The sequence below is a fragment of the Mesorhizobium sp. BR-1-1-10 genome (assembly GCF_020165595.1).
Classification (GTDB): domain Bacteria; phylum Pseudomonadota; class Alphaproteobacteria; order Rhizobiales; family Rhizobiaceae; genus Mesorhizobium; species Mesorhizobium australicum.
On sequence record NZ_JAIUIL010000004.1, the window covers coordinates 418,890 to 440,015 of the forward strand.

Sequence of the window (21,126 nt, forward strand, 5' to 3'; positions counted from 1 at the left end):
CGCCAGCGCGGCTCAAACCGCCGGCGGGTTCAGCCGGGCGAAGCCCTCCTGGCGGCGATAGGGGAAGTACGGGTAGGGCGCGGTGACTTCGCTTGCGGCATCGAGTTTCTTCACCTGCTCCGGTGTCAGCGTCCAGCCGACGGCGCCGAGGTTCTGGCGCAGCTGCTCTTCATTGCGGGCGCCGATGATGACGGAGGAAACGGTCGGGCGCTGCAGCAGCCAGTTGATGGCGATCTGCGGAACCGTCTTGCCGGTTTCCTGCGCCACCGCGTCGAGCTCATCCATGACCCGATAGAGATGCTCGTCCCCGACCGGCGGCCCGAAATCAGCCGTCTCGTGCAGCCTGCTCTTTTCCGGCAGAGGCTGGCCACGGCGGATCTTGCCGGTCAGGCGGCCCCAGCCGAGCGGGCTCCAGACCAGCGCGCCGACGCCCTGGTCGAGGCCGAGCGGCATCAGCTCCCATTCGTAGTCGCGGCCGAGCAGCGAATAGTAGACCTGATGCGCGGCGTAGCGGGGATAGCCGTGCTTCTCCGCCAGGCCGAGCGACTTCATCACCTGCCAGCCGGAGAAGTTGGAGGCGCCGACATAGCGCAGCTTGCCGGAGCGAACGAGGTCATCCAGCGTCGACAGTACTTCCTCGATCGGCGTGCCCGCATCGAAGGCGTGCAGTTGCAGCAGGTCGATATAATCGGTGCCGAGGCGCTTCAGCGCGGCGTCGACCGACTTGATCAGCCGCGAGCGCGAGGAGCCGTAGTCGCCCGGCCCGTCGCCCATCGGCAGCGCCGTCTTGGTCGAGATCAGCACCGCGTCGCGACGGCCCTTGATCGCTTCGCCGAGCACCTCCTCCGAGGCGCCGTTCGAATAGACGTCCGCCGTGTCGAACAGGTTGACGCCGGCCTCGAGACAGATGTCGATCAGCCGCCGCGCTTCCTGCGCATCGCTGTTGCCCCAGGCGCCGAACAGCGGGCCGGAGCCGCCGAAGGTGCCCGCGCCGAATGAAAGCGCCGGGACTTTCAGGCCCGATGCGCCGAGACGTCGATAGTCCATTTTCTTGCTCCTGGTGGTTTGTAAAGAGGTCGAGAGGATTCGGGTGCCGGCTGGCGTCACGACCGGACGGAGACAGGCGCACCTGATGTGGTGCCACCATCAAGGTGCAGCGCCAGTCCAGCCACGGTGAGCGCCGCGAGCGGCAGCAGGGCGGCGACCCAGGTGAGCGAACCCAGTCCAAGGCCATGGGCGATGACCGCGCCGCCAAGCCAGGCGCCGGCCGCATTGCCGAGATTGAAGGCGGCGATGTTGAACGATGAGGCCAGGCTCTGGCCGGCGCCTTGCGCCTTTTCCAGCACCCACATCTGCAGCGGCGCCACTGTGGCGAAGGCGGCGGCGCCGAGCAGGCCGACATAGATCACGGCCATGACCTGGCTGTGGATGGCGAAGCTCATCGTGGCAAGCACCAGCGCCAGCACCACGAGGCTGCCGAGCACCGCCGGCACCAGCGAGCGATCGGCGATCTTGCCGCCGGCGAGATTGCCGGCGATGAGGCCGCCGCCAAAGACGAGCAGGATCGGCGATACAGCGGCTTCGCTGAAGCCGCTGATCTCGGTGAGCAACGGGGCGATGTAGGTGAAGACGGCGAAGACGCCGGCATAGCCGAGCACTGTGGTGGCGAGGCCGAGCAGGACGGGCGTGCGGCGCAGAACGGCGAGATCGGCGCGCAGATCGCTCTTCTCGGGCGCTGCCTGGCCGCGCGGCACCAGGGCCAGGATAACGGCGAAGGCCGCCAGGCCGACGGCGGTCACCGCCCAGAAGGTCACACGCCAGCCAAAGGCTTGGCCGAGCCAGGTGCCGAAGGGCACGCCTAGGATGTTGGCGATGGTCAGGCCGGTGAACATCAGCGCGATCGCCGAAGCCTTCCTGTTGGGCGCGACCAGACCAGTGGCGACGACCGAGCCGACGCCAAAGAAGGTGCCGTGGGCGAAGGCGGTGATGATGCGGGCACCCATCAGTGTCCAGTAATCGGGCGCCAGCGCACAAGCGAGGTTGCCAATCGTGAAGATCGCCATCAGCGTCAGCAACACGGTTTTGCGCGGCCAGTTGCCCGTGGCGATGGTCAACAAGGGTGCACCGATGACGACACCGAGCGCATAAGCCGAGATCAATTGGCCGGCGGCGGAGATCGACACGCCGAGGTCTTTGCTGACATCGATGAGCAGGCCCATGATGACGAATTCGGTAACACCGATGCCAAAAGCACCGGCGGCGAGGGCATAAAGAGCAAGAGGCATGGCGATTGGTCCCATCTGTCGGCGAAGGACGCTCAGTCCGCGCCCCGGCCCGGAAGATCGTGATCCTCGATGTTGTGAACCAGACTTGCCCAAGGCATACTTCTTGTGAAATAGATTCACAGATGGCCAGACCCGACATCAACCGTTCCGGCGAGATCGAAGTCTTCGTGCGCGTCGTCGAGGCGGGTAGTTTTTCGGCTGCGGCGCGGCGGCTGCGGATGACGCCATCGGCGGTGAGCAAGCTGATAGCACGGCTCGAAACCCGGCTTGGGGCGCGGCTTGTCAGCCGCTCGACGCGCAAGCTCCAGCTCACGCCGGAAGGAACGGCGTTCTACGATAGCGGCGTGCGCGTGCTCGCCGACATGGACAAGGCCGAGCGTGAAGCCGCGGCGGGAGCCGCGCCGCGCGGCAGGCTGAGGGTTAACAGCTACGTGCCGTTCGGCCAACACCGGCTGATGGAACTGCTGCCGCGCTTTCTGGAGCGCTATCCCGAAATTTTCGTCGAGGCTGTGCTGACCGACAGCGTGATCGATCTTCTGGAAGAGCGGGCCGATGTCGCGATCCGCGCCGGCCCGCTGCGCGAATCGAGGCTGGTGGCGCGCAAGCTCGGTCAAAGCCGAATGGTGGTGGTCGCGGCACCTTCCTATCTCGAAGCACATGGCACGCCGCGCACGCTGTCCGATCTCGGGCGTCACAACATGCTCGCCTTCAGTTTCGCGCGGCATATCGACGGCTGGCCTTTTATCGATACGGCAGGCGCGCCGGTGATCACCCCGGTTGTCGGAAACCTGGCATTGACCGATGGCGAGGCGATGCGCCAAACGACCGTCGCCGGGGCCGGCATCGCCCGACTGGCGCGCTGGCATGTCGAACCCGACATTGCCGCCGGCCGGCTGGTGCCGCTGCTGGAAGATTTCAACCCCGGCGACGAAGAGCCGACGCATGCCGTCTATGTCGGCCAGGGCAAACACCTGCCGGCACGTGTGCGGGCCTTTCTCGACTTTCTTGCCGAGACCGTTCGGCTGTAATCGAAGCCGCGCGTCGATGAGACGCGCGGCGTTGAAGGACCGACTTGCCAGCGGTACGCGCTATGCCTTCGGCACGAAAGGCCCCGGACGACGGCCGGCGCCCTGGCGTTCGACCATCCAGCCGGGATATTCGGCGGGTAGTGCGCTCACTTCGTCAAGCCTGGCGAGATCGTCGGCATTGAGCTTGAGGCTGGTGGCGGCAAGGTTCTGCTCGAGCTGGTCCATGCGGCTGGCGCCGATGATCACGCTCATCACGAAAGGCTTGGCCAGGACATAGCCGAGAGCCACGGTCGCGACGCCGACATCATGCTTCTCGGCGACCTCCCGCATGACGGCGACCGCCGCCCAGGCGCGGTCCTCGTTGACCGGCGGGAAGTTGAAGGACGCGCGGCGGCCCTCGCCATTGCCCGGCGCGCCGGGCCCATATTTGCCGGACAGCAGCCCGCCAGCCATCGGCGACCACACCATCAGGCCGAGCTTCTCCTCGTTGATCAGCGGCACGATCTCGCGTTCGAGGTCGCGGCCGGCGATCGAATAATAGGACTGGACGGTCTCGAAGCGGGCAAAGCCCTTGCGGTCGGCGATGCCGAGCGCCTTGGCGATGCGCCAAGCCTGCCAGTTGGAGACACCGACATAGCGGACCTTGCCGCTGGAGACGAGATCATCAAGTGCCCGCAGCGTCTCGTCGATCGGCGTCACCGCATCGGTGCCGTGCAACTGATAGAGATCGATATGGTCGAGCTGCAGCCGCTCCAAGCTGGCGTCGACCGAATCCATGATATGGCCGCGCGAGGAGCCGCGCTGGTTTGGTCCCTCACCCATGGCGCCGTGGACCTTGGTGGCGATGACCACGTTTGACCGGGCAACACCGAGATCCCTAAGCGACTGACCAAGCAGGCGTTCGGACTCGCCGACGGAATAGACGTCGGCCGTGTCGAAGAAGTTGACGCCGGCGGCGATCGAGCGGCCGACGATCTCGTTGACGCCCTTCTGGTCGAGGCTGGCGATCAGGCCCCATTGGGCGTTCTGGCCGGCGGCGCCGAAGGTCATGGTGCCGAGGCAAAGTTCGGAGACGAATAGCCCCGTGTTTCCAAGCTGATTGTAACGCATCGTGAGACTCCAGGAGGATGTGCGGTGACATCAAGGCAAATAGGAACGGCACGTTTCGTTTCAAGCCCTGGTATAATGGTGCTTGTAGATCAGGCCCAGCGATATGCAGGGCAAGCTGGAAATTCGGACTACCGGCTTCCAAAAATCGCCGAACCGACCCTGACGCTGGTGGCGCCAAAGGCGATCGCGGTCTCGTAGTCGCCGGACATGCCCATCGACAGTTTGGCGACCCCGGCTTCCTTGCCGAGTTTCTCCAACAAGGCGAAGTGGGGGCCGGGGTTCTCGTCCGCCGGCGGGATGCACATCAGGCCTTCGATGCCGAGGCCGTGCACTTCCCGGCAGCGTCTGACGAAGGCGACCGCCTCGCTCGGTTCGATCCCGGCTTTCTGCGGTTCGGAACCGGTGTTCACCTGGACATAGAGTTTTGGCGCACGGCCTTGCCGGACAATTTCCTTGGCGAGCTCCGCGGCGATCTTGTCGCGGTCGACCGTCTCGATGACCTCGAACAGAGCCACCGCTTCCCTCGCCTTGTTCGACTGCAGCGGACCGATCAGGTGCAGTTCGATGTCGGGGAAAGCTTCCTTCAGTTCAGGCCATTTGCCTTGCGCTTCCTGCACGCGGTTTTCGCCGAAGACGCGCTGGCCGGCCTCGATGACCGGGCCTATGTCGGCGGCGTCGAAGGTCTTGGAGACTGCCACCAGCGTCACCGCGCCGGCTTTACGGCCGGCCTCCCGCTCGGCGGCGGCGATCTTCGCCTTGACCGCGAAAAACTGCTGAACGGTGTCGCCCATATGCAAATCCCGCTGTTTTGACCCGCGTTTTTGTCAGCCGCGATGCCCATATGGTTGACGGGTTTGCCAAACCATGGTGAACACCCGGACCACATTTCATGAACTGCCGGGCTCTTGCCCGCAGTCCGTATGCTTTTAAGTGAAAAACGTCCCATGGCAACCGAACGATATAACCCGCGCGCGTCAGAACCCAAATGGCAGAAGGCCTGGGCCGAGAAGAAGCTTTTCGAAGCGCACAATGACGATCCGCGTCCGAAATACTACGTGCTGGAAATGTTCCCCTATCCGTCGGGGCGCATCCATATCGGCCATACCCGCAATTACACGATGGGCGACGTGGTGGCCCGCTACAAGCGCGCCAAGGGTTTCAACGTGCTGCATCCGATGGGCTGGGATGCCTTCGGCATGCCGGCTGAGAACGCCGCGATGCAGAACAAGGTGCATCCCAAGGAATGGACCTACCAGAACATCGCCGCCATGCGCGAGCAGCTCAAGGTAATGGGCCTGTCGCTGGACTGGGCGCGCGAATTCGCCACCTGCGACGTCGATTACTACCACCGCCAGCAGATGCTGTTCCTCGACTTCGTCGAGAAGGGGCTGGTGACGCGCAAATCCTCCAAGGTCAACTGGGATCCGGAGGACATGACGGTGCTCGCCAACGAGCAGGTCATCGACGGGCGCGGCTGGCGCTCCGGTGCGCTGGTTGAACAGCGCGAGCTGACGCAATGGTTCTTCAAGATCACCGACTTTGCCCAGGATTTGCTGGATTCATTGGACGGTCTCGACGAGTGGCCCGAAAAAGTGAAGCTGATGCAGCAGAACTGGATCGGCCGTTCGGAAGGCCTGCTGATCCGCTGGCCGCTGGCCTCGGAAATCGCCGGCGAGCATGAGCTGGAAGTCTACACGACAAGGCCGGACACCATTTTCGGCGCCTCGTTCATGGCAATCGCCGCCGATCATCCGCTGGCCAAGAAGGCCGCGGCGACCAATCCGGCCTTGGCGAAGTTCATCGACGAAGTGCGCCATATGGGCACTTCGGTGGCGGCGCTCGAGACGGCCGAGAAGAAGGGCTTCGACACCGGCATCCGCGTCGTCCATCCCTTCGACGACAGTTGGACGCTGCCTGTCTACGTCGCCAATTTCGTGCTGATGGAATACGGCACCGGCGCCATCTTCGGCTGCCCGGCGCATGACCAGCGCGACCTCGACTTCGCCAACAAATACGGCCTGCCGGTGGTGCCGGTGGTGATGCCTGACGGCGCCGATCCCAAGACGTTCCAAATCGTCGACGAGGCCTATGTCGAAGATGGCGCGATGATCAATTCGGGGTTCCTCGACGGCATGACGCCGGACAGCGCTTTCGATGAAGTCGCCAGGCTGCTGGAGCAAAAGACCATCGGCAACCGGCCAATGGCCGAGCGCAAGGTGAATTTCCGCCTGCGCGACTGGGGCATTTCGCGCCAGCGCTACTGGGGCTGCCCGATCCCGATGATCCATTGCGAGGATTGCGGTGTGGTGCCGGTGCCGAAGGCCGATCTGCCGGTCAAGCTGCCCGACGATGTCGATTTCGACCGGCCAGGCAATCCGCTCGACCGTCACCCGACCTGGCGGCATGTGAAGTGCCCGCAATGCGGCAAGGACGCGCGGCGCGAAACCGACACGATGGATACGTTCGTGGATTCGTCCTGGTATTTCGCCCGCTTCACCGCGCCCTGGGCACATGAGCCGACCGATCCCAAGGCAGCGAACGAGTGGCTGGCGGTCGACCAATATATCGGCGGCATCGAGCATGCGATCCTGCATCTGCTCTATTCGCGCTTCTTCACCCGCGCCATGCGCGAGACCGGCCATGTTGCCCTGGCCGAGCCGTTCAAAGGCCTGTTCACGCAAGGCATGGTGGTGCACGAAACCTACCGTGTCGGCTCGGCGTCGAATGGGCGCTGGCTGGCGCCGACCGAGGTTCGTCTGGAGGACGTCGACGGCAAGCGCCGCGCCATCGACGTCGCCACCGGCGAGGCGGTCACCATCGGCCCGCTCGAGAAGATGTCGAAGTCGAAGAAGAACACGGTGAGCCCGGAAGACATCACCGATGGCTACGGCGCCGACACGGCGCGCTGGTTCATGCTGTCGGATTCGCCGCCCGAGCGCGATGTCGAGTGGACCGACGACGGTGCCGCCGGCGCGCATCGCTTCATGCAGCGCATCTGGCGGTTGGTGTCGACGGCGGCCGAGACGCTGGCAGGGGTTGCGCCCGAGGCGGCCAATGATGGCGAGGCCGGGGCGGTTTCCAAGGCCGCGCACAAGATCCTGAAGGCGGTTGGCGAAGACATCGAGAAGCTCGCCTTCAACCGCGCCATTGCTCGCATCTATGAACTTGCCAACGCGCTGGCAGCCCCGCTCAACGAAGTGGCGGAAGGCAAGGCCGTTCCGGCGCTGAAAAGCGCCTGCCGCGAGGCGGTTGATATCATGGTGCATCTGATCGCGCCCGTGATGCCGCACCTGGCCGAAGAGTGCTGGGAGACGCTGGGCGGCGTCGATCTGGTGGCCGAACGGCCGTGGCCGGTCTTCGATCCGGCACTCGTCGTCGACAACGAAGTCACCTATCCGGTGCAGGTCAACGGCAAGAAGCGGGGGGATTTGACAATTGCCCGCGACGCGGACCAAGGTGCGGTCGAAAAAGCGGTCTTGGCTCTCGACTTCGTGCAGAAAGCACTTGAAGGTAAGGCTCCGCGCAAGGTGATCATCGTGCCGCAGAGGATCGTCAATGTCGTTGCCTGATCGGGAAAAGACAGAGCTGGGCCGTCTGCTGCGCCGCATCGCGCTTGCCGGCCTCGTCGGCTCGCTGGCGCTCATTTCGGCCTGCCAGGTGCGGCCGCTCTATTCGAGCGCGCCGTTGTCGACGGGCTCGACCGCCAATGCCGAGATGGCATCGATCGCCGTCAAGCCGGTCCGGACGCGCTATGCCCAGCAGGTGCGTAACAATCTGATCTTCGGGTTCGGGCGCGGCGCCGGCGAGCCCGCCTCGCCGCTTTATTCGCTCGACCTCGGCGTGAGCGAAGGCGTTGAATCCTCGGCGCTGGTACAGAATGGAACCGATCAGGACGAGCCGACCGCCGGTTCGGTGACGTTGACCGCGGGCTACACGCTGACCGATGTGAAAACCGGCGCGGTGATCGCCGTCGGCAAGCGGGCGATCACCTCGTCCTTCGACAGGCCGCGTCAGGAGTTTGCCTCCTACCGGGCGCAGATCGACGCCGAGAACCGCGCCGCGCGCGAACTTGCTGAAGCCCTGCAACTGTCGATCGCCCAGGATCTGGCCCGGCACGGCAAGGCGGCCAGCTAGCGCGTTCGCCGTCTCAAAGAGGGCCGAACGCCCTCTTTCATTCTCTCGATATCCTGATCCTGTGTCCAGGCGACGGAAACGCGCCGGCAGCTGGGCTTTTGGCGCCATGTGAATGCTGTCCGCGGGTTTTTCCCGTGACCAAGGTTCGCCCCGCTTTCCAGCCCAGCGCTTCGCCGCGAAAGATGCGTCTCGATCGCTCCAGCGACGCTGACGGGAAGCAACTGTTAACCACTCGCTCCCTATTGCTCGGCAGTCGTTTCACAGTGAGTCTTGAGCATGGAAGCCAGGCGTTTTTCTCGGATCAATTCGTTGCACACAGCTGCGCCCGATGACCCCCAAGGAGAGCGTTCCGGCGGCCCGCGCGGCAAGGTCGATGTCCGCCAGTCCGGCGCTTCTTTCCCGCAGGGTGGCGACACCGAAAGCCCGGCCTGGCAAGAGTATTTTTTCCTTGCACCCAATGTGCGTTTTACACGCACGCCGGACTATGAGCCAAAGCACCGCCAACCGCAGGACGACGTTGCCGAGCAGGACGCACGGCAGGCGCTCCCGACACAGCAGGTCGGCCCTGGCGCCGTCATGCATCGCGGACCGGCACCGGCCGGGCCCGCTCAGCCGGCGCGTAGCGGGGAGACGGCGCAAGGCGTTGCGCCGGCGGCTCTAAAGGTGCCAGCAACGGCAGCCACGCGGCCGGCGCCCGTTGTCGGGAATGGCGCGCCGGTCAAAGCAGCCCCCGCTGAAAAAGCCCGGCGGCCCTATCTTTCGGATCATGCTTTCTTCGAGGGCTTGGCGCCGCTTCTGGTCGACGTGACGCCGGCCCGCCAAGTCAGCCCGGTCCCGCGTGCACCGGTCCCGGCTCCGCCGGTTGCCACCGCGCGGGCCGATGTCTCCGGACCGGCGATGGCCGATGTCACCGCCTTGTTCCGTGTCATCGAATGCCTTCCTGGCCAGGTTCCACCTGCCCTGCCGGACGTCTTTCCGGCCAACTCCAACAAGGTGGTGGTCGAGCCGGCCGTCCCGGCGGGCAGAGCCGCCCGGCTGGGTCGGACAACGGCCGCGACGGCGCCTGCCGCAGCCAGCGCCGCCCCGGCGCCACTTTTGCAACGCGTGGAGGAAACCGTTCCCGCCGTGCGTTCGCCGTCGCTGCCCATGGCCGGAAAGGTTGTGCAGCCGGTGACGGGCGAAGGCTACGCGCTTCCCTCGGAGGAGCTGCTGCAGCAGCCGCCGGAAGGGCAGGGCTTCTACATGTCGCAGGAGCGGCTTGAGCAGAATGCCGATCTCCTGGAAAGCGTGCTGGAGGATTTCGGCGTGCGCGGCGAAATCATCCATGTTCGCCCCGGCCCGGTCGTTACCCTCTATGAGTTCGAGCCGGCGCCGGGCGTCAAATCCTCCCGCGTGATTGGTCTCGCCGACGATATCGCTCGCTCCATGTCGGCGGTCTCGGCGCGCGTCGCCGTGGTGCCCGGCCGCAACGTCATCGGCATCGAGTTGCCGAACGAGACACGCGAGACCGTCTATTTCCGTGAACTGATCGAATCGCAGGGCTTCCGCAAGACCAGCTGCAAGCTGGCGCTTTGCCTTGGCAAGACGATCGGCGGCGAACCTGTCATCGCCGAGCTGGCGAAGATGCCGCATCTGCTCGTCGCCGGCACCACCGGATCCGGCAAGTCGGTCGCCATCAACACCATGATCCTGTCGCTGCTCTACCGGCTGAAGCCGGAAGAATGCCGGCTGATCATGGTCGACCCGAAGATGCTCGAGCTGTCGGTCTATGACGGCATCCCGCACCTTCTGACGCCCGTCGTCACCGATCCCAAGAAGGCGGTTACCGCGCTCAAATGGGCGGTGCGCGAGATGGAGGACCGCTATCGCAAGATGGCGCGGCTCGGCGTGCGCAACATCGACGGCTACAACGAGCGTGCGGCCCAAGCCCGCGACAAGGGCGAGAGGGTCGTCATGACCGTGCAGGCCGGCTTCGAGAAGGGCACCGGCGAACCGCTGTTCGAACAGCAGGAGATCGACCTAGCGCCGATGCCCTACATCGTCGTCATCGTCGACGAGATGGCCGACCTGATGATGGTCGCCGGCAAGGAGATCGAAGGCGCAATCCAGCGCCTGGCGCAGATGGCGCGCGCCGCCGGGATCCACCTGATCATGGCAACGCAGCGGCCCTCTGTCGACGTCATCACCGGCACGATCAAGGCCAACTTCCCGACCCGCATCTCCTTCCAGGTCACCTCGAAGATCGACAGCCGCACCATTTTGGGCGAGCAGGGTGCCGAGCAACTGCTCGGCCAGGGCGACATGCTGCACATGATGGGCGGCGGGCGCATCGCCCGCGTGCACGGCCCCTTTGTGTCCGACGCCGAGGTCGAGCATGTCGTGGCGCATCTGAAGGCGCAGGGCCGCCCCGAATATCTGGAGACCGTAACGGCCGACGAGGATGAAGAGGAAGAGGAAGACGACCAGGGAGCGGTCTTCGACAAGGGAGCCGTTGCCGCCGAGGACGGCGATTCCAGCTATGACGAGGCGGTCAAGGTGGTATTGCGCGACAAGAAATGTTCGACGTCCTACATCCAGCGCCGCCTTGGCATCGGCTACAACCGCGCCGCTTCACTGGTCGAGCGGATGGAGAAGGAGGGTCTGGTCGGCGCACCGAACCATGTCGGCAAGCGCGAGATCATGGCGGGCAAGCGCCCACCGGTAACCATCCCTGGGGATGACGGCACGGATCGATCGGCCCCTTGATCCGCAACGCATAAAAAAGGCCGGTTGCCCGGCCCTTTTTCGTATCGGGCATAAGCTCGCTCAGCCGATTTTCTGGCCGGTCTTTGCCCAGTCGGCGAGGAAGGCGGCAAGGCCCTTGTCGGTCAGCGGGTGATTGACCAGCGCCTTCAGGGTCGCGGGTGGCGCGGTGACGATATCGGCGCCGATGAGCGCCGCCTGCTTCACGTGGTTCACGGTGCGCACGGAAGCGGTCAGGATCTCGGTCTGGAAATCGTAATTGTCGTAGATCTGACGGATCTCCTGGATCACTTCCATGCCGTCAGAGCCGGTATCGTCGATGCGGCCGACGAAGGGCGAGATAAAGGAGGCGCCTGCCTTGGCGGCGAGCAGCGCCTGGTTGGCCGAGAAGCACAACGTGACGTTGACCATGCGGTTCATCTCGGTGCGGATCGTCTTGCAGGCCTTCAATCCGTCCAGCGTCAACGGCACCTTGATGGCGACATTCGGCGCGATCTTGGCCAGCACCTCGGCCTCGGCCATCATCTGCTTGTATTCGGTCGCCACGACTTCCGCGGAAACCGGCCCTTCGACGATGTCGCAAATCTGCTTGGTGACCTCGGCGATTTTGCCGCCCGATTTCAGGATCAGCGACGGGTTGGTGGTGACGCCGTCGAGCAACCCCAGATCGATCAGTTCACGGATTTCCTTGATATCGGCTGTGTCGGCAAAAAATTTCATGGCGGTCTCCTGACGATTTCGTGGCGCCTGCGAAGGCACGTTCAGCGTTGCCCTTTGATCTAGAGCAAAGTCGGGGCAAGGTCACGCCTCATGATCGAAGATTCGCCCTTTGTCGCAGCCGCACCGGTGCTGGTGCCGATGCCGGCCGAACGCCCCTACACCTATGCCGTGCCGGCCGGCATGCGTGTGGTGCCGGGTTCGATCGTGCGCGTGCCGCTCGGGCCGCGTCAGGTCGCGGGCATCGTCTGGGACGGCGTGGTCGAGCAGGTCGATGCCAGGAAATTGCGCCCGATCGAACAGGTTTTCGACTGTCCGCCGATCGATCGCGCTATGCGCCGCTTCGTCGACTGGGTGGCGCAATACACGCTGTCGGCTCCGGGCATGGTGGCGCGCATGCTGCTGCGTGCGCCGGAAGCTTTCGATCCCGAACCCTGGATCGAAGGACTGCAGCGGACGCTCGTCATGCCCGATCGGATGACGCATGCGAGGACGCGGGTGCTGGAGACGGCCGAAGGAGGGCTGGCCTGGACGCGCTCGGGGCTGGCGCATGCCGCCGGCGTGTCGTCGACGGTGATCGAGGGGCTGAAAGCGCAAGGCGTGTTCGAAACGGTGATGATCCCGCCGCGCCCGGTGGTGGCCGCACCCGACCCAAGCTATGCCGTGCCGGATCTGATGCCGGACCAGAACGACGCCGCGTCGATGCTGCGCGCCAATGTGGCGGCCGGCACGTTCAACGTCGCGCTGCTCGACGGCGTCACCGGATCCGGCAAGACGGAGGTCTATTTCGAGGCGGTGGCGGCCGCGCTCGATCAGGGAAAACAGGTGCTGATCCTGCTGCCGGAAATCGCGCTGACGCATGCTTTCCTCGAACGCTTCCAGCAGCGCTTCGGTGCCAAGCCGGGGGAATGGCATTCCGATCTGCCGCCCAGGATGCGCGAAAAAGTCTGGCGGCAAGTGGCGGAAGGGGGCGTGCGTGTCGTCGCCGGCGCACGCTCGGCGCTGTTCCTGCCGTTCAAGGAACTTGGCCTGATCGTGGTCGACGAGGAGCACGACCCGGCCTACAAGCAGGAAGACCGTGTCTTCTACAATGCGCGCGACATGGCTGTCGTGCGCGGGCATATTGGCAGCTTTCCGGTGGTGCTGGCGTCGGCGACGCCGTCGGTCGAGAGCCGGGTCAACGCAAGCCAGGGCCGCTATGCCAGGGCTGTTCTTTCCGCCCGCTTCGCTGAGGCGGCACTTCCCGATCTCAAGTCGATCGACATGCGCCGCGCGCCGCCGGCCCGTGGCGGCTTCCTGTCGCCGGTGCTGATCGACCATATGCGCAAGACGCTGGAGAAGCAGGAACAGTCGCTGCTGTTCCTCAACCGGCGCGGCTATGCGCCGCTGACGCTGTGCCGGGTCTGCGGCCACCGTTTCGGCTGCCCGGTGTGCTCGGCCTGGCTGGTCGAGCACCGCTTTCGCGGCCAGTTGGTGTGTCATCATTGCGGTCACAATGAGCGCCGTCCGGAAGCCTGCCCCGAATGCGGCACGCTCGACCACCTGGTCGCTTGCGGGCCGGGGGTCGAGCGCATCGCCGAAGAGGTCGTCACGCATTTCCCGGACGCGCGTACCATCGTGCTGTCGTCGGATATAATGGGGGGTGTACGACGGTTGCGGCTGGAACTGGAGGCTATAGCCAACGGCGAGGCCGATATCGTCATCGGCACGCAACTGGTCGCCAAGGGTCATAATTTCCCGAACATGACGCTGGTCGGCGTCGTCGATGCCGATCTGGGCCTTGCCAATGGCGATCCGCGCGCCGCCGAGCGCACCTTCCAGCTGCTCAGCCAGGTGACCGGCCGTGCCGGCCGCACCGGCAAGAAGAGCCTTGGCCTGCTGCAGACCTTCCAGCCCGACCATCCGGTGATGCGGGCGATCGTCTCCGGCGATGCCGAGTCTTTCTACCAGCGCGAGATTTCAGAGCGCGAACGCGCTGCCTTGCCGCCCTTCGGCCGGCTGGCAGGCGTCATCGTCAGCGCGGTGACGCGGGCGGAAGCGGAAGGCCATGCACGCGGCCTGCGCCGCTCCGCACCGGAGGCGCCGGATCTGTTCGTGCTCGGGCCGGCGGAAGCGCCATTATCGTTGCTCGGCGGTCGTCATCGCTTCCGCCTGCTGATCCAGGGCGAACGGCGCGCCGACATGCAGAGCTTCATCCGCACCATGCTGGCCAACGGGCCGAAACAGCGCGGCTCGGTTCGGGTGCAGGTGGACATCGACCCGCAGAGCTTTTTGTAGGAACACAAATTCAGCTACAGCTGCCTCGACGAGAGAAACGGAAGATCTCATGAAAACCCTCGGCCTGCTCGGCGGCATGAGCTGGGAATCGACCGCCATCTACTACCGCCTGCTCAACGAGATCGTGCGCGAGCGGCTGGGCGGTCTGCATTCGGCGAAGCTGCTGCTCTGGTCGTTCGATTTCGCCGAGATCGCCGACCGGCAGCATGATGGCGACTGGGACGGTGCCGGTGCGCTGCTGATCGATGCCGCACACAAACTTGAGGCCGGCGGTGCGGAGGGCCTGCTTCTGTGCACCAACACCATGCACAGACTGGCCGACCAGGTGCAGGCGGCTGTGTCGATCCCGCTGATCCATATCGCCGACGCCACCGCGGCCACGGTCAGGCAGGCCGGCCTGCGGCGGCCGGCGCTGCTGGCAACGCGGTTCACCATGGAGCAGGACTTCTACAAGGGCCGGCTTGCCGACAAATATGGCCTGTCGCCGGTGGTGCCGGATTCGGCCGGGCGCGACATGGTGCATCGCGTCATCTACGAGGAACTCTGTCAGGGCATCGTCACCGAAGCCTCGAAGGCGGCCTATGTCGCCGAGGCAAACCGCTTGCGCCGCGACGAAGCCGCCGACAGCCTGATCATGGGCTGCACCGAGATCACCATGCTCATCGGCCAGGATGATTTCGACATTCCGGTTTTCGACACGACGCGCATCCATGCCGGGGCGGCGGTGGAATTCGCACTCGGTTGATGCGCGTCTCCTAAAGTGGCTGAAGCCATCTGGCGCCGGTTCTTTCCTTCGCTAGAATGTCGGCGATTTTCAAAACAGGCATTTCGAGGGGACACGATGGATTTTGCGCTTCCATGGCCGACGAGCCAGGGCGAGTGGCTGGCCTGGTCGAGCGCGGTCTTCACCGTGCTGCTCGGTCTTCTGTTTTTCCTGGCGCCGGGGCTGGCGTTCCGTATCCTGCGCCTGCAGGCGAAACCCGAGAAGGCGGCGGCGATCGCCGAGGGGCGCGGCCGCATGTCGGGCTTCTATCTCGGAGTCGGCCTGTGCTGCATCCTGCTCGCGCAGCCGCTGGTCTACATGGCGCTCGGATTTTCCTGGCTGTTCACCGCCTTCGGCCGGCTGCTGTCGATGATGTCGGACGGCGCCAATACACCTTTCAATTGGGTTTCCATTGTGGTGGAATTGGCGCTCGCGGCCTTGCCGCTCGCCTTTGCCTTCGGCTTTGTGCCCTGAATCCTGGGGTATTCAGGCGCGCAGGACGCTGATCTTTCGCCGGATGCGACAATAGTGCCTGAAAACCATGCGGAACGACGCATTGCGGTCTTAAAATGCCTGTGCTAGACGGCAATCGACTTTCGGCCGGGGATAGCGGAAGCCGCGCCTCCGTGCTTGAAAAAATGCAGTAAGGTCAAAGATTTAGCCAGAGTTTTTGCTCGCGCCAACAATCTGCGGCCTGTCAGACAAGAGAAAAGACGGTCCGTGGCTCAATCGTCATCGCCAATCTCAGGTGTCGCAGAACGCTATGCCGGTTCGCTGTTCGAACTGGCATCGCAGGCAAATTCCGTGGCCAAGGTCGAGGCCGACCTCACCAGTTTCGAGGCCATGCTCGCGGGCAGTGCCGACCTGACCCGGCTGATCAACAGCCCGGTATTCTCCAGCGAGGACCAGGCCAAGGCCATCGGGGCGATCGCCGACAAGGCCGGCATCACCGGCCTGACCGGCAATTTCCTGCGCGTCGTCGCCAAGAACCGCCGCCTGTTCGCGGTGCCCGGCATGATCAAGGCGTTCCGCCAGATCGCCGCTGAACACCGTGGCGAGGCTGCCGCAGAGGTGACGTCGGCTCATGAGCTGACCGCAGCCCAGCAGACCGAACTCAAGGCGGCGCTGAAGGGCGTTGCCGGCAAGGACGTGACCATTTCCGTCACCGTCGATCCGTCGCTGCTCGGCGGGCTGGTGGTCAAGATGGGCTCGCGCCAGATCGATACGTCGCTCAAAACCAAACTCAATTCGCTCAAGCTTGCACTGAAAGAGGTCGGCTGATGGACATCCGCGCCGCGGAAATTTCCGCAATTCTGAAAGACCAGATCAAGAATTTCGGCAAGGAGGCCGAGGTCTCCGAAGTCGGACAGGTGCTGTCCGTCGGTGACGGTATCGCCCGCGTCTATGGCCTCGACAATGTCCAGGCCGGCGAAATGGTCGAATTCCCCGGCGGCATCCGCGGCATGGCGCTCAACCTCGAAGCCGACAATGTCGGCGTCGTCATCTTCGGTGCCGACCGCGACATCAAGGAAGGCGACATCGTCAAGCGCACCGGCGCCATCGTCGACGTTCCCGTCGGCCCCGGCCTGCTCGGCCGCGTCGTCGACGCGCTCGGCAACCCGATCGACGGCAAGGGCCCGATCAAGGCGACCGAACGCAAGCGTGTCGACGTCAAGGCGCCGGGCATCATTCCGCGCAAATCGGTCAACGAGCCGATGTCGACCGGCCTCAAGGCCATCGACGCGCTGATCCCGGTCGGCCGCGGCCAGCGCGAGCTGGTCATCGGTGACCGCCAGACCGGCAAGACCGCCATCATCCTCGATACGATGCTCAACCAGAAGTCGGTGCACGACAACGGCCCGGAAAAGGAAAAGCTCTACTGCGTCTACGTCGCCGTCGGCCAGAAGCGTTCGACCGTCGCGCAGTTCGTCAAGGTTCTGGAAGAGCGCGGCGCGCTCGAATACTCGATCATCATCGCCGCCACCGCTTCCGACCCGGCGCCGATGCAGTTCCTGGCGCCGTTCGCCGGCTGCACCATGGGCGAATATTTCCGCGACAACGGCATGCATGCGCTGATCAGCTATGACGATCTGTCGAAGCAGGCTGTCGCCTATCGCCAGATGTCGCTGTTGCTGCGCCGCCCGCCGGGCCGCGAAGCCTATCCCGGCGACGTCTTCTACCTGCACTCGCGCCTGCTCGAGCGCGCCGCCAAGCTCAACGACGATCTGGGTGGCGGATCGCTGACCGCCCTGCCGATCATCGAGACGCAGGCCAACGACGTGTCGGCCTATATCCCGACCAACGTGATCTCGATCACCGACGGCCAGATATTCCTCGAAACCAACCTGTTCTTCCAGGGCATCCGTCCGGCCGTCAACGTCGGCCTGTCGGTCAGCCGCGTCGGCTCGGCCGCGCAGATCAAGGCGATGAAGCAGGTCGCCGGCTCGATCAAGGGCGAGCTCGCGCAGTACCGCGAAATGGCTGCCTTCGCGCAGTTCGGCTCGGATCTCGACGCCGCCACGCAGCGCCTGCTCAACCGCGGATCGCGCCTGACCGAACTCCTGAAGCAGCCGCAGTTCTCGCCGCTGAAGACGGAAGAGCAGGTCGCGGTGATCTTTGCCGGCGTCAACGGCTATCTCGACAAGCTGCCGGTCAACCAGGTCGGCAAGTTCGAGCACGGCCTGCTCAGCCACATGCGTGCGGCGGGCAAGGACGTTCTCGACGCCATCCGCAAGGAAAAGGCGCTTTCGGACGATCTGCGCGCCAAGCTCAAGGCCGAGATCGACGCCTTCGCCAAGACCTTCGCCTAAGCGAAGCGCCAGTCCGGATGAGACAAGACGGGATCAGGTTTGAAGCATGCCTTCATTAAAAGACCTTCGTAACCGTATCGCCTCGGTCAAGGCGACGCAGAAGATCACCAAGGCGATGCAGATGGTCGCCGCGGCGAAGCTGCGCCGTGCGCAAGAGGCGGCGGAAGCGGCGCGCCCCTATTCGGAGCGCATGGGTTCCGTGCTGGCCAACATCACCCAGGCGATCGGCGGTGGCGGCGATGCCCCGGCGCTGATGACGGGCACCGGCAAGGACGCCGTGCATCTGCTCGTGGTCTGCACCGCCGAGCGCGGCCTGTGCGGCGGCTTCAATTCGCAGATCGCCCGTCTTGCCCGCGATCACATCCGCCGGCTTCTGGCCGACGGCAAGCAGGTCAAGATCATCTGCGTCGGCAAGAAGGGCTTCGACATCCTGCGCCGCGACTATGCATCGATGATCATCGACCGTGTCGATCTGCGCGAGGTCAAGACGCTCGGCTTCGTCAATGCCGACGCGATCGCCAAGAAGGTCATCCATCTCTTCAACGAGGGCGCCTTCGACATCTGCACGCTGTTCTATTCGCAGTTCAGGTCGGTGATCAGCCAGATCCCGACCGCGCAGCAGATCATCCCGGCCAGCGCCGCTTCGGCTCCAGCCGCGGCGGTGGATGGCGGCAGCGCCGTCTATGAATATGAGCCGGAGCCGGGCGAAATCCTCTCCGACCTCATCCCGCGCAACATCTCCGTGCAGGTTTTCCGGGCGCTGCTCGAAAACGCTGCCGGCGAAATGGGCGCCAAGATGAGCGCCATGGACAATGCGACGCGCAACGCCGGCGAGATGATCAACAAGCTGTCGATCACCTACAACCGCCAGCGGCAGGCGCAGATCACCAAGGAACTGATCGAAATCATTTCGGGCGCCGAGGCGCTCTAGGCGCGGTCCGCGGGTGACTGTCCCGCGAACCGGACCGCGTGAGAAACAAAGGACGAAAAGGGTAAAGACGATGGCGAAAGCAGCGACCCCCCAGAAGGCAACTCCGAAGGCGGCAGCCGCCAAGGCAGCAGCCCCCGTGAAAGCGGCCAGGGCTCCGGCAGCGGCGGCAAAGGCTGCTCCGGCCAAGGCAGCAGCGGCGCCGGCCAAGGCCGTGGCCGCCAAGACGCAGGCCGTGGCCACGAAAGCCACCGGCGTTGTCGGCAAGGTTCGCCAGGTCATCGGCGCCGTTGTCGACGTGCAGTTCGGCGATCACCTGCCGGCGATCCTGAATGCGCTCGAGACGACCAATGTCGGCAACCGCCTGGTGCTCGAAGTGGCCCAGCATCTGGGTGAAAACACCGTGCGCTGCATCGCGATGGACTCCACCGAAGGCCTGGTGCGCGGCCAGGAAGTGCGCGACACCGGCGCTCCGATCACCGTGCCGGTCGGCCCGGGCATGCTCGGCCGCATCATCAACGTCATCGGCGAGCCGGTCGACGAAGAAGGCCCGGTCGACGCAATCGAAATGCGCTCGATCCATCAGCCGGCTCCGACCTATGTCGAGCAGTCGACGGAAGCCCAGATCCTGATCACCGGCATCAAGGTGCTCGACCTCTTGGCGCCTTACGCCAAGGGCGGCAAGATCGGCCTGTTCGGCGGCGCCGGCGTCGGCAAGACCGTGCTGATCCAGGAACTGATCAACAACATCGCGAAGGCACATGGCGGCTATTCGGTGTTCGCCGGCGTCGGCGAGCGCACCCGCGAAGGCAACGATCTCTATCACGAGTTCATCGAATCCGGCGTCAACAAGAAGGGCGGCGGTGAAGGCTCCAAGGCAGCGCTGGTGTACGGCCAGATGAACGAGCCGCCGGGCGCGCGCGCCCGTGTCGGCCTGACCGGCCTGACGGTCGCCGAATATTTCCGCGACCAGGGCCAGGACGTGCTGTTCTTCGTCGACAACATCTTCCGCTTCACGCAGGCGGGTTCCGAAGTGTCGGCTCTGCTCGGCCGCATCCCGTCGGCCGTGGGCTACCAGCCGACGCTCGCCACCGACATGGGCGCGCTGCAGGAACGCATCACCACCACCACCAAGGGCTCGATCACCTCGGTGCAGGCGATCTACGTGCCGGCCGACGACTTGACCGATCCGGCGCCGGCGACCTCGTTCGCTCACCTTGACGCGACGACGACCCTCAACCGTTCGATCGCCGAGAAGGGCATCTATCCGGCCGTCGATCCGCTGGACTCGACCTCGCGCATGCTCGACCCGCTGGTCGTCGGCGACGAGCATTATGGCGTCGCCCGCCAGGTGCAGTCGATCCTCCAGCGCTACAAGTCGCTGCAGGACATCATCGCCATCCTGGGCATGGACGAGCTCTCGGAAGAGGACAAGCAGACCGTGGCCCGCGCCCGCAAGATCGAGCGCTTCCTGTCGCAGCCCTTCTTCGTCGCCGAAGTGTTCACCGGCGCGCCGGGCAAGCTGGTCGACCTCGCCGACACCATCAAGGGCTTCAAGGGCCTTTGCAACGGCGATTACGACCACCTGCCGGAAGCCGCCTTCTACATGGTCGGCGGCATCGAGGAAGCGGTCGAGAAGGCACAGCGCCTCGCGGCAGAAGCGGCGTAAATAAAGCGAATAGGGAGTAGTCAGTAGTCAGTAGTGAATAGCAGCTGGGCGAGTCGGATAGTTGTCTCTCGCCCTACTTCCTACTCACTATTCCCTACTCACTAAATTGACATGGCTGAAGCTTTCAAGTTCGAACTGGTTTCCCCGGAACGCCTGCTGGTTTCCGCCGAGGTCGAATCCGTCGTTATTCCAGGCGCCGAAGGCGAGATGACCGTCATGGCTCATCACGCACCGGTCATGACCACGATCAAGCCGGGTGTCGTCACGGTGAAGAGCGCCTCGGGCAGCGAAGAACGCTATGTCGTGTTCGGCGGCTTCGCCGACATCGTCCCGGCCGGCTGCACGCTGCTGGCGGAATCGGCTGTCGCGGTGAAGGATGTCGACCGCGCCGATCTCGCCCGCCGCATCCAGGAAGCCAGGGAAGATGCTGCCGACGCCAAGGACGACCAGGCGCGCAGCAAGGCCGAACAATTCCTTAGCCAGCTCACCACGCTGGAAGGCGCGATCCTGCCGGCCTGAAACGCGTCGCGGGACAACGGATTGAAAGCGGGGCATTGCCCCGCTTTTTTGTTTGTCGGGACATTATGGCGTGAGAGTTGATGTGGCGGCGGTGCCGGAGTTGCGCGACATCGGCAGGACAGAGGGGGCTCTGCGCCGCCGACA

17 protein-coding genes are annotated in these 21,126 nt (G+C 64.5%); 12 read left to right on the plus strand and 5 right to left on the minus strand.

What is annotated here, in order from left to right:
- Window positions 1-12: 12 nt before the first annotated feature.
- The gene (locus LB555_RS10885; RefSeq protein WP_224682870.1) at window positions 13-1,047 is read right to left on the minus strand and encodes an aldo/keto reductase; all 1,035 of its coding nucleotides are present in this window, start codon (window positions 1,045-1,047) and stop codon (window positions 13-15) included.
- 56 nt (window positions 1,048-1,103) lie between these two features.
- Window positions 1,104-2,285 (minus strand): MFS transporter, encoded by a 1,182-nt coding sequence (locus tag LB555_RS10890; RefSeq protein ID WP_224682871.1) that lies wholly within the window; start codon window positions 2,283-2,285, stop codon window positions 1,104-1,106.
- 122 nt (window positions 2,286-2,407) lie between these two features.
- Here LB555_RS10890 and LB555_RS10895 point away from each other — a divergent pair, with 122 nt between their 5' ends.
- Window positions 2,408-3,313: a LysR family transcriptional regulator gene (locus tag LB555_RS10895; protein ID WP_140616571.1), complete on the plus strand. Its 906-nt coding sequence runs from the start codon at window positions 2,408-2,410 to the stop codon at window positions 3,311-3,313.
- 60 nt (window positions 3,314-3,373) lie between these two features.
- On the opposite strand, the gene LB555_RS10900 is transcribed toward LB555_RS10895, so the two are convergent.
- A complete protein-coding gene (locus tag LB555_RS10900) occupies window positions 3,374-4,423 on the minus strand; it encodes an aldo/keto reductase (RefSeq protein WP_224682872.1) in 1,050 nt (349 codons plus the stop codon).
- Window positions 4,424-4,551: 128 nt separating this feature from the next.
- On the minus strand, window positions 4,552-5,214 hold the full coding sequence (locus LB555_RS10905) for a YggS family pyridoxal phosphate-dependent enzyme (RefSeq protein WP_224682873.1): 663 nt from the start codon (window positions 5,212-5,214) through the stop codon (window positions 4,552-4,554).
- A 153-nt stretch (window positions 5,215-5,367) separates the two neighbouring features.
- Here LB555_RS10905 and leuS point away from each other — a divergent pair, with 153 nt between their 5' ends.
- From leuS to LB555_RS10920, 3 genes are all read left to right on the plus strand, one after another.
- Window positions 5,368-7,992 (plus strand): leucine--tRNA ligase, encoded by a 2,625-nt coding sequence (leuS, locus tag LB555_RS10910; RefSeq protein WP_224682874.1) that lies wholly within the window; start codon window positions 5,368-5,370, stop codon window positions 7,990-7,992.
- Complete coding sequence (locus tag LB555_RS10915) at window positions 7,979-8,557, plus strand: LPS assembly lipoprotein LptE (RefSeq protein ID WP_015315162.1); 579 nt, start codon at window positions 7,979-7,981, stop codon at window positions 8,555-8,557. The genes leuS and LB555_RS10915 overlap by 14 nt, the downstream gene beginning before the upstream one ends.
- A gap of 276 nt (window positions 8,558-8,833) precedes the next feature.
- On the plus strand, window positions 8,834-11,302 hold the full coding sequence (locus tag LB555_RS10920) for a DNA translocase FtsK (protein ID WP_224682875.1): 2,469 nt from the start codon (window positions 8,834-8,836) through the stop codon (window positions 11,300-11,302).
- 60 nt (window positions 11,303-11,362) lie between these two features.
- On the opposite strand, the gene fsa is transcribed toward LB555_RS10920, so the two are convergent.
- Window positions 11,363-12,019 carry a fructose-6-phosphate aldolase gene (gene fsa / locus LB555_RS10925; protein ID WP_015315164.1) on the minus strand — a complete coding sequence of 219 codons (657 nt, stop codon included), beginning with the start codon at window positions 12,017-12,019 and terminating at the stop codon, window positions 11,363-11,365.
- A gap of 90 nt (window positions 12,020-12,109) precedes the next feature.
- Between fsa and LB555_RS10930 the strand changes: the two genes are divergently transcribed.
- The 8 genes from LB555_RS10930 to LB555_RS10965 all read left to right on the plus strand — a co-directional run bounded on the left by LB555_RS10930 (window position 12,110) and on the right by LB555_RS10965 (window position 20,982).
- A complete protein-coding gene (locus LB555_RS10930; protein WP_224682876.1) occupies window positions 12,110-14,293 on the plus strand; it encodes a primosomal protein N' in 2,184 nt (727 codons plus the stop codon).
- 49 nt (window positions 14,294-14,342) lie between these two features.
- Window positions 14,343-15,038 carry an aspartate/glutamate racemase family protein gene (locus LB555_RS10935; protein WP_224682877.1) on the plus strand — a complete coding sequence of 232 codons (696 nt, stop codon included), beginning with the start codon at window positions 14,343-14,345 and terminating at the stop codon, window positions 15,036-15,038.
- A 96-nt stretch (window positions 15,039-15,134) separates the two neighbouring features.
- Entirely contained in the window at window positions 15,135-15,530 is a 396-nt protein-coding gene (locus tag LB555_RS10940; RefSeq protein WP_127275645.1) for a DUF4345 family protein, read from the plus strand.
- Window positions 15,531-15,776: 246 nt separating this feature from the next.
- Window positions 15,777-16,337, plus strand: a complete 561-nt coding sequence (locus tag LB555_RS10945) for a F0F1 ATP synthase subunit delta (protein WP_140712423.1) — start codon at window positions 15,777-15,779, stop codon at window positions 16,335-16,337.
- The gene (atpA, locus tag LB555_RS10950; protein ID WP_015315171.1) at window positions 16,337-17,866 is read left to right on the plus strand and encodes a F0F1 ATP synthase subunit alpha; all 1,530 of its coding nucleotides are present in this window, start codon (window positions 16,337-16,339) and stop codon (window positions 17,864-17,866) included. Before LB555_RS10945 ends, atpA begins: the two co-directional genes overlap by 1 nt.
- A gap of 46 nt (window positions 17,867-17,912) precedes the next feature.
- Window positions 17,913-18,797, plus strand: a complete 885-nt coding sequence (locus tag LB555_RS10955) for a F0F1 ATP synthase subunit gamma (RefSeq protein WP_140616579.1) — start codon at window positions 17,913-17,915, stop codon at window positions 18,795-18,797.
- A 70-nt stretch (window positions 18,798-18,867) separates the two neighbouring features.
- Complete coding sequence (gene atpD / locus LB555_RS10960) at window positions 18,868-20,463, plus strand: F0F1 ATP synthase subunit beta (protein WP_181172864.1); 1,596 nt, start codon at window positions 18,868-18,870, stop codon at window positions 20,461-20,463.
- 111 nt (window positions 20,464-20,574) lie between these two features.
- Window positions 20,575-20,982 carry a F0F1 ATP synthase subunit epsilon gene (locus LB555_RS10965; RefSeq protein WP_015315174.1) on the plus strand — a complete coding sequence of 136 codons (408 nt, stop codon included), beginning with the start codon at window positions 20,575-20,577 and terminating at the stop codon, window positions 20,980-20,982.
- The last annotated feature ends 144 nt before the right edge of the window (window positions 20,983-21,126 follow it).

Coding starts and splice junctions, on each gene's coding strand:
- LB555_RS10885 (WP_224682870.1), bottom strand. CDS start 1,047: ATGGACTATCGACGTCTCGGCGCATCGGGCCTGAAAGTCCCGGCGCTT.
- LB555_RS10890 (WP_224682871.1), bottom strand. CDS start 2,285: ATGCCTCTTGCTCTTTATGCCCTCGCCGCCGGTGCTTTTGGCATCGGT.
- LB555_RS10895 (WP_140616571.1), top strand. CDS start 2,408: ATGGCCAGACCCGACATCAACCGTTCCGGCGAGATCGAAGTCTTCGTG.
- LB555_RS10900 (WP_224682872.1), bottom strand. CDS start 4,423: ATGCGTTACAATCAGCTTGGAAACACGGGGCTATTCGTCTCCGAACTT.
- LB555_RS10905 (WP_224682873.1), bottom strand. CDS start 5,214: ATGGGCGACACCGTTCAGCAGTTTTTCGCGGTCAAGGCGAAGATCGCC.
- leuS (WP_224682874.1), top strand. CDS start 5,368: ATGGCAACCGAACGATATAACCCGCGCGCGTCAGAACCCAAATGGCAG.
- LB555_RS10915 (WP_015315162.1), top strand. CDS start 7,979: ATGTCGTTGCCTGATCGGGAAAAGACAGAGCTGGGCCGTCTGCTGCGC.
- LB555_RS10920 (WP_224682875.1), top strand. CDS start 8,834: ATGGAAGCCAGGCGTTTTTCTCGGATCAATTCGTTGCACACAGCTGCG.
- fsa (WP_015315164.1), bottom strand. CDS start 12,019: ATGAAATTTTTTGCCGACACAGCCGATATCAAGGAAATCCGTGAACTG.
- LB555_RS10930 (WP_224682876.1), top strand. CDS start 12,110: ATGATCGAAGATTCGCCCTTTGTCGCAGCCGCACCGGTGCTGGTGCCG.
- LB555_RS10935 (WP_224682877.1), top strand. CDS start 14,343: ATGAAAACCCTCGGCCTGCTCGGCGGCATGAGCTGGGAATCGACCGCC.
- LB555_RS10940 (WP_127275645.1), top strand. CDS start 15,135: ATGGATTTTGCGCTTCCATGGCCGACGAGCCAGGGCGAGTGGCTGGCC.
- atpA (WP_015315171.1), top strand. CDS start 16,337: ATGGACATCCGCGCCGCGGAAATTTCCGCAATTCTGAAAGACCAGATC.
- LB555_RS10955 (WP_140616579.1), top strand. CDS start 17,913: ATGCCTTCATTAAAAGACCTTCGTAACCGTATCGCCTCGGTCAAGGCG.
- atpD (WP_181172864.1), top strand. CDS start 18,868: ATGGCGAAAGCAGCGACCCCCCAGAAGGCAACTCCGAAGGCGGCAGCC.
- LB555_RS10965 (WP_015315174.1), top strand. CDS start 20,575: ATGGCTGAAGCTTTCAAGTTCGAACTGGTTTCCCCGGAACGCCTGCTG.